The sequence below is a fragment of the Streptomyces sp. CBMA156 genome (assembly GCF_014596515.1).
Taxonomy (GTDB): Bacteria; Actinomycetota; Actinomycetes; order Streptomycetales; family Streptomycetaceae; genus Kitasatospora.
Genome location: NZ_MSJQ01000420.1, coordinates 1 through 7,941, shown reverse-complemented (window position 1 = coordinate 7,941; position 7,941 = coordinate 1). Strand labels below are relative to the sequence as shown.

The 7,941-nt window shown below is 74.6% G+C and carries 7 protein-coding genes; 3 read left to right on the top strand and 4 right to left on the bottom strand.

The features are described 5' to 3' along the window. Positions 1-726, top strand: a 726-nt coding sequence (locus BU198_RS37320) for a polysaccharide deacetylase family protein (protein ID WP_223245465.1), incomplete at its 5' end; no start/stop codon positions are given. A 39-nt stretch (positions 727-765) separates the two neighbouring features. Here the strand turns inward: BU198_RS37320 and BU198_RS37315 are convergent. The 4 genes from BU198_RS37315 to BU198_RS37300 form a co-directional block, all read right to left on the bottom strand. Then, the gene (locus BU198_RS37315) at positions 766-1,314 is read right to left on the bottom strand and encodes a GNAT family N-acetyltransferase (protein WP_317620482.1); all 549 of its coding nucleotides are present in this window, start codon (positions 1,312-1,314) and stop codon (positions 766-768) included. Further along, positions 1,311-2,012: an exonuclease domain-containing protein gene (locus BU198_RS37310; protein WP_188301225.1), complete on the bottom strand. Its 702-nt coding sequence runs from the start codon at positions 2,010-2,012 to the stop codon at positions 1,311-1,313. Before BU198_RS37310 ends, BU198_RS37315 begins: the two co-directional genes overlap by 4 nt. 116 nt (positions 2,013-2,128) lie before the next feature. Next, positions 2,129-2,608, bottom strand: coding sequence for a GNAT family N-acetyltransferase (locus tag BU198_RS37305; protein WP_317620481.1), 480 nt, complete (start codon positions 2,606-2,608; stop codon positions 2,129-2,131). Between the two features lie 60 nt (positions 2,609-2,668). Beyond that, on the bottom strand, positions 2,669-3,943 hold the full coding sequence (locus tag BU198_RS37300; RefSeq protein WP_223245464.1) for an SAV2148 family HEPN domain-containing protein: 1,275 nt from the start codon (positions 3,941-3,943) through the stop codon (positions 2,669-2,671). A gap of 394 nt (positions 3,944-4,337) precedes the next feature. Between BU198_RS37300 and glgX the strand changes: the two genes are divergently transcribed. Beyond that, positions 4,338-6,608 (top strand): glycogen debranching protein GlgX, encoded by a 2,271-nt coding sequence (glgX, locus tag BU198_RS37295; RefSeq protein WP_188301223.1) that lies wholly within the window; start codon positions 4,338-4,340, stop codon positions 6,606-6,608. A gap of 147 nt (positions 6,609-6,755) precedes the next feature. Further along, positions 6,756-7,941: alpha-amylase family glycosyl hydrolase (locus tag BU198_RS37290; RefSeq protein WP_262987098.1), on the top strand; the 1,186-nt coding region annotated here is incomplete at its 3' end.

Here is a 7,941-nt window from a genome sequence, read left to right as displayed (position 1 = left end):
CCGTCGAAGCCGGCCCCGCCCGCGGCCACCGGCTCCCCCGTCTCCACCACGCCCACCGCCCCGGCCGCTCCGACGGCGCCGGACGTCGGCCCGTCCTCGCCCGCCGCACCGCCCCCGCACCCCGGGGCGGGCACGGTGATCGGCTCCACCGCCTCCGGCGGCCGCACCGTCGCGCTCACCTTCGACGACGGCCCGGGCCCGGCCACCGGCCAGATCCTCGACCTGCTGGCCCAGTACCACGTCAAGGCCACCTTCTGTCAGGTCGGCCAGAACGCCGCCGCCAACCCGGCCATGGTCAAGCGCGTCCTGGCCGCCGGGCACCGGCTGTGCGACCACAGCGTCCACCACCCGCAGCCGTTCGCGAAGCTCCCGCACGACAAGGCGGTGTACGAGATCACCGCCGCCCGGAACATGATCGTCCAGGCGGGCGGCCCCGGCACCGAGGTCGGCTGGTTCCGCGCCCCGGGCGGCGGCTTCACCGCCGACAACGAGCGGATCACCGCGGGCCTCGGGATGTCCTCGCTCGGCTGGTCCGTCGACCCGCGCGACTGGTCGCGGCCGGGGGTGCCCGCGATCGTCTCGGCCGTGCAGAAGCAGCTCAAGCCCGGCGGGGTGATCCTGATGCACGACGGCGGCGGCGACCGCAGCCAGACCGTGGCCGCGCTCAGGCAGCTGCTGCCCTGGCTGGTCGCCCAGGGGTACGACTTCGACTTCCCGGCCGGGTAGCGCCGTCGGGGCCCTCGCCCCGGAACGCCTCCCCCTCGGTCACCCGGTGGGCCGCCCTCCGGCCCGGTCCGTTCCGGTGCCGGCCGACGGTCGGTCGGCGCCCGGCCGGTCGACGCCCAAACGGTCGACACCCAGCCGGTAGACCTGCCGGGAGCCGCCCTCCGGGCCGGGCTCCGCCGCCTCGGCCGGCGTGAAGCCCAGCCGTTCGTAGAAGACCCGCGCCCCGCTCGTCACCGCGCCCGGGTGGTCCGGCCCGAAGGTCACCACCTCGACGGTGGCCGGGCCGCGGACGTGCCGGCGCAGCACGTCCTCGACCAGCTCCCGGCCGACGCCGGTGCCCCTGGCCCGCCCGGCGACCACGAGCCAGTGCAGGTGGTGGAGCCCGCTGCCTCCGGTGCCGAAGAGCAGGCCGCCGAGCAGCCCCCGGCCGTCCTCGGCGACGGTCGCCAGGCCCGCGTCGATGCTGTCGCGCACCGCGCGGTGGAAGCCCGGTTCGGCGACCATCGGGCCGAACCAGTGCTCGACCTCGGCGGCGAGGTCGAGGAAGCCGGGCAGGTCCGCGGGGCGGGCCTGGCGCACCTCCGTCACCGGGCGGGCCAGCGCGGGTCGACCACCGCCTGCGGGTCCTTGCCGCGGCGCAGCCAGGCCTGGAGGCCCTCGGCCCACTCCCGGTACCAGTCGACCTGCCGGCGGTGCAGTTCCGCGGGCGCCACCGCGCCCACCTCGGCCGGATAGCGCTCGGCCAGGGCGACGGCGACCCGGACGGCGGCCAGTGCGTCACTGCCCGCCTCGTGGGCGTCGGTCAGCTCCACCCCGTACAGCTCGCAGACCCGTTGCAGGGTGCGGGAGCCCTTGCGGTACTTGTCCACGGCCCGGTCGATCACCAGCGCGTCCAGCACCGGCCCGACCGGCCGGCCCAGGCGCTCGGCGAGCGTGGCCAGTCCGTGCCGGTTCAGCTCGGCGTCGAGCAGCGAGAGGTCGAACGGCGCGTTGAACGCCACCACCGGCCGGCCGGCGGCCATCCGCTCGCACAGCGCGGCGGCTATCTCCTCCACCGCCTCCTTCGCCGGTCTGCCCTTGCCGCGCGCCACCTCGTCCCCGATCCCGTGGATCGCCTCCGCCTCGGCGGGTATCGGCACCCCCGGGTCGAGCAGCCAGTGCGCGGCGCCCACCCGGGCGGCCCCGACGGTGTCCACGAGGGCGGCCGTGACGATGCGGTCCACGGCCGGGTCGGTGCCCGTGGTCTCCAGGTCGAAGCCGACCAGTGGCTGCTGCCACCAGCTCATCAGGTGTGTCCTTCCGTCCTGTCTCCCGAAACAGCCCCTATCATCACCCGCCCCACCGACAACCCGGCCCCGGGGGGAGCCGGAGCCGGTGAGCGGGACGGCGGCAGGGCAGCGGGCTACCGTACGCCGGTGGGCAGTTCGGGCCCCCGGGACGGACGGAGCATGACGACGTCGACCGGGTCCTCGTGGACGACGGCGAAGCCGTGCCGTTCGTACAGCCGCTGGGCGGCGCTGCCACGGAGGACGACAAGGCGGACCGGGTCCCCGGCGGCGTCGGCGTCGGCGAGGAGGTGGCGCAGGACGGCGCTGCCCAGGCCCCGGCCCTGGAGGTGCGGGGCCAGGTAGAACAGCTCCAGGTGGCGCCCGCCCTGCTCCTCGGGGCGGACGGTGACGCAGCCCGCGAAGGCGCCGTCGACCAGGAGCACGGAGGTGTGGCGGATGGAGAAGGACTTCCGCACCCGCTCCCTGGAGCGGTCCTGGTCCCAGCGGCCGAGGCGTTCCAGGTCGGCGCGCATGACCCGGGCCTTGAGCGCGGTGACGGGTTCGAGGTCGTCGGCCGTGGCGGGGCGCAGGCTCCACCGGGGGTCACTGTTCACGGCCCACATCCTGACAGCCTCGTCGCCGCCCCGACCGGCGGCCCCCTGGGTCGGCACGGCTCAGGACACCGGCCTGGAGTCGGCCCAGATGCCCTCGAACTCCTCGCGGTAGACCTCCAGCAGCCCGGACTCGGTGCCGCCCGGCTGCTGGCCGGCGCCGCCGCGCAGCACCAGGGCCGGGGACTCCATGCCGCGGGCGCGGCGCAGGTAGGGCTGGATGACGCCGAGGTCGCGGCCCTGCCGGCGGCCGCCCGCCTGGCCGGCCGTGCGGGGGCCCTCGACCAGGTAGGCGGTGAAGCGCGGGGTCTCGTCGAAGACCCTGATCTCGAAGCCGCCCTGGTCCCGCAGCCGGGCCCTGACCCGCCGCACGTGCATGATGTTCATCTCGATCGATCGTGACAACTCGCTGCGCCCGAGGCCGAGTTCGCGTTCGCGGCGGCGCACCGCGCTGCTCGCCGGGTTGAGGAAGAGCAGCCGCACCCGGCAGCCCTCGCCGGCCAGCCGCACCAGGCGTTTGCCGGTGTAGTTCTGGCAGAGCATGCCGAGGCCGATGCCGAGGGCGTCGAGCCGCCTGGCGCCGTCCAGCAGGTCCTCGACTGGCAGGTCGCGCTGGAGCCGGACCCGGTCGGCGTGCACCGCGACCACGTCGGCGTACCGGCCGGCCACCAGGGACTCGACCACGTCGGCGGGCACTCCGCCGGCGCCGCCGTCGAGGACGGCGAGCAGCCGGGCGGCGGCCCGCTCGGTCTGGGCCAGCACGGTCTGGGTGAGCACCCGGTTGCGGGAGACCACGTGCCTGGCCACCTCCAGCTCGTCCAGCGCCAGTTCGATCTCGCGCCGGTCGGCCAGGTACGGCTCGAAGCAGGGCCAGTGCTGGACCATCAGCTCGCGCAGCTGGGGCATGGTGAGGAAGACCAGCGGGTCGTCGTCGGCCGGGTCGAGCAGGTAGCCCTTGCGGCGGCTGATCTCCCGTACGGCCCCGGCCCGGTGCGCCCACTCCTCGCCGGCCGGACCGGCGGCGGCGGTGACCCAGTCCTCGCCGTGGGCGGGGGCGTAGATCGGGTGCAGCACCTCGTCGACGAGGGCGCGCAGCCGCTGCTCGACCAGGTTGAGCCAGACGTAGGCGCGGCCGGACAGCCGTACCCGCTGGTAGGCGTCCTCCCACTCGGCGGTCGACCAGGCCAGTGCGGGTATCTCGACCGGGCCGCCCTGCGCGGGCACCAGGGCCCGGCCGGTCAGGGTGGGGCGCATGACCACCGTGGGCGCCTCGCTGCGGGCCGCGCCCCGGTCGGGGCCGCCGGGCCCGGAGCCACGGCCGCCGGCGGGGAACACCATGCGCCACCTCATCTGGTTGCTGCGGCTGACCCCCGCAGACGCGGGGACCGTCGAATCCCGGTCGGCCCGCCCCGGGCGGCCGGACGATCAAGGGTACTGCCCGCCGCGAGCCGCTCGCAGCCGGATGCCGGGGGCCTTCCGCACCCCCGACGTGTTCTTCACACGATTGCCCGGCGGGCGCTCGTTCGGCCCAACCCGGGCCGGATCTCCCGGCCGTCGGGGACGGGCTCGGGGAGTATGCGCTGTGCCGTGCGTCACGGCGCACGGGTCCGCACATGCCCGGCCGTCCGGCCGGGAAGAGAGCGTCCGGGGCCGGGCGGACGGCCCGGACGGTCCCGCACCCGTTGTCGGATCACACGTCAGTTTCCGTCGGCAGCAAGGAAGTTGAGGAGTCATGCAGGTCTGGCCCGGTACGCCCTACCCGCTCGGCGCCACCTACGACGGGGCCGGCACCAACTTCGCGGTGTTCTCCGAGAGCGCCGACCGGATCGAGCTGTGCCTGATCGGCGCGGACGGCTCCGAGACGGCCGTCGAACTGCGCGAGACGGACGCCTTCGTCCGGCACGCCTACCTCCCGGGCATCCAGCCGGGCCAGCGCTACGGCTTCCGCGTGCACGGCCCGTACAACCCGGGCCTGGGCCAGCGGCACAACAGCGCCAAACTGCTGCTGGACCCGTACGCCAAGGCGATGAGCGGGCACATCGACTGGGACGAGTCGGTCTACGGCTACCACTTCGGCGCCCCCGAGCGCCGCAACGACCTGGACTCCGCCCCGCACACCATGCACTCGGTGGTGATCAACCCGTACTTCGACTGGGGCACCGACCGGCCGCCGCGCACCGACTACCACCGCACCGTCATCTACGAGGCCCACGTCAAGGGGCTCACCCGGCTGCACCCCGGCATCCCCGAGGAGATCCGCGGCACGTACGCGGGCCTCGCCCACCCGGCGGTGATCGAGCACCTGGCCAAACTCGGCGTCACCGCGATCGAACTGATGCCGGTGCACCAGTTCGTCCGCGACCACCGGCTGCGGGACCTCGGCCTGGCCAACTACTGGGGCTACAACACCGTCGGCTTCTTCGCCCCGCACTCCTCGTACTCCTCCACCGGCGACCGCGGCCAGCAGGTGCAGGAGTTCAAGTCCATGGTCAAGGCGCTGCACGCGGCCGGGATCGAGGTGATCCTGGACGTCGTCTACAACCACACCGCCGAGGGCAACCACCTGGGCCCGACACTGTCGCTGCGCGGCCTGGACAACGTCTCCTACTACCGCCTCGCCCAGGACCAGCGCTTCTACGAGGACACCACGGGCACCGGCAACAGCCTGCTGATGCGCAGCCCGCACGTGCTCCAGCTGATCATGGACTCGCTGCGCTACTGGGTCACCGAGATGCACGTGGACGGCTTCCGCTTCGACCTCGCCGCCACCCTGGCCCGGCAGTTCCACGAGGTGGACCGGCTCTCCTCCTTCTTCGACCTGGTCCAGCAGGACCCGGTGGTCTCCCAGGCCAAGCTGATCGCCGAGCCCTGGGACCTCGGCGAGGGCGGCTACCAGGTGGGCAACTTCCCGCCGCTGTGGACGGAGTGGAACGGCAAGTACCGGGACACCGTGCGCGACCTGTGGCGCGGCGAGACCGCGGCCCTCGCCGAGTTCGGCTCCCGGCTCACCGGCTCCGCCGACCTCTACCAGGACGACGGCCGCCGCCCGATCGCCTCGATCAACTTCGTGACCTGCCACGACGGCTTCACCCTGCGCGACCTGGTCTCGTACAACGAGAAGCACAACCAGGCCAACGGCGAGGACAACCGGGACGGCGAATCCTTCAACCGCTCCTGGAACTGCGGCGTCGAGGGGCCCGCCGTCGACCCTGCCGTCGACCCTGCCGTCGACCCTGCCGTCGACCCGGCTGTCGACCCGGCCGTCGAGGAGCTGCGGGCCCGCCAGCAGCGCAACTTCATCGCCACCCTGATGCTCTCCCAGGGCGTGCCGATGCTCTCGCACGGCGACGAGCTCGGCCGCACCCAGCTGGGCAACAACAACGCCTACTGCCAGGACAACGAACTCACCTGGGTGCACTGGCCCGAGGGGGACGGGCCACGGGCCAGGCTGCTGGAGTTCACCCAGGGGATGATCTGGCTGCGCCGCGACCACCCGGTGTTCCGGCGGCGGCGGTTCTTCCACGGCCGGCCGGTGTCCGGGCGTCCGCGGCCGGGCGCGCCCGGCTCGACGGCGCCGGGGCCGGCGGCGAAGGGCTCGACGGCGCCCGGTCCGACAGCACCCGGACCGGGCGCGCCGGCCTCCGGCGGGTTCGACGACCTGACCGACATCGCCTGGTTCACCCCGGCCGGGGAGGAGATGACCAAGCGCAACTGGGGCACCAGCTACGCCAAGTCGCTGACCGTCTTCCTCAACGGCTACGCGATCTCCGAACCCGACCGGCGCGGCGGGCGGATCGTCGACGACTCCTTCCTGCTGATGTTCAACGCGCACTTCGAACCGCTGGAGTTCACCGTGCCCGCCGAACACGGGCAGGAGTGGCAGGTCGTGGTCGACACCACCCAGCCCCGGCTGCCCGCCCCGGGAACGGGGGCCCGGGTCAAGGCCGGCGACAGCCTGTGGCTCACCGACCGCTCCCTGATGGTGCTGCAACGGCCCGCCTAGGGGAGACCACAGGGCCCTGACCTGCCCCGACGGCCCGCGGCCGGGCGCGCGCGGAGCGGCGCGGCGGCTCCGGACGGCCGGGGGCGGTCACCTGTTCGGATCAGCAGCGGGTCTTGGCGCCGGGCTCCCCCGGGTACCTATGGAGCTATGACCCCCGCCGCCGAGCCCGCGCAGCCCCGCCCGGCCGCCACCGTCCCCTCGGCCACGTACCGCCTCCAGCTCCAGCCCGGCTTCACCCTCCGCGACGCCACCGCCGCCGTCCCGTACCTGGCCGCCCTCGGCGTCTCCCACCTGCACCTCTCCCCGCTGCTGGAGGCCGTCCCCGGCTCCACCCACGGCTACGACACCGTCGACCACACCCGGATCAGCGAGCAGCTCGGCGGCGAGCCGGCCCTGCGCGAGCTGGCCGCCGCCGCGCACCGCCACGGACTGCGGCTGATCGCCGACGTGGTGCCCAACCACATGGCCGTGCCCGCCCCCGAGCGGCTCAACCGGCCGCTGTGGCAGGTGCTGCGCGACGGGCCCGACTCGCCGTACGCACGCTGGTTCGACATCGACTGGACCGCCCAGCCGGGCCCCGCCGACGCCCCGGCGCGCGGCCGGGTGCTGCTGCCGCTGCTCGGCGACCGGCTCGGCGCCGTGCTCCACCAGTTCACCGTGGACGCCGGCGTGCTGCGCTACCACGAGCACGAGCTGCCGCTGCGCCCCGGCACCGAGGAGCTGCCGCTGCCGGAGCTGCTCGCCCGCCAGTGGTACCGGCCGGCCTGGTGGCGGCTGGCCCGCACCGAGCTCAACTACCGGCGCTTCTTCACCGTCAACGAGCTGATCGCGCTGCGCGCCGAGGACCCCGAGGTGTTCGCCGCCACCCATGCCGTGCTGCTCGCCCTGCACGCCGACGGCGTCCTGGACGGCTTCCGGATCGACCACCCGGACGGGCTCGCCGACCCGCGCGGCTACCTGCGGCGCCTCGCCGGGGCGACCGGCGGCGCGTACGTCGTGGTCGAGAAGATCCTCACCGGCGACGAGCGGCTGCCCGGGGACTGGCCGGTGGCCGGCACCACCGGCTACGACGCGCTGCGCCGGATCGACGGCGTGCTCACCGACCACGCGGGCGCCTGCCGGCTGGCCGGGGCGTACGAGTCCTTCCGGCACGGTGGCCCGGTCCGTGACCTCTGCGCGGACCCGCACCCCGCGATCGCCGCCGCCCGGCGGGGGCGGGCCGACATGACCGGCCCGGGCGGCGAACTCGCCGCCGAGGTCGAGCGGCTGGCGCGGATCGCGCTGCGGATCGGCACCGCCGAGCCCGCCCACGCCGACCACTCCCCCGCGCAGC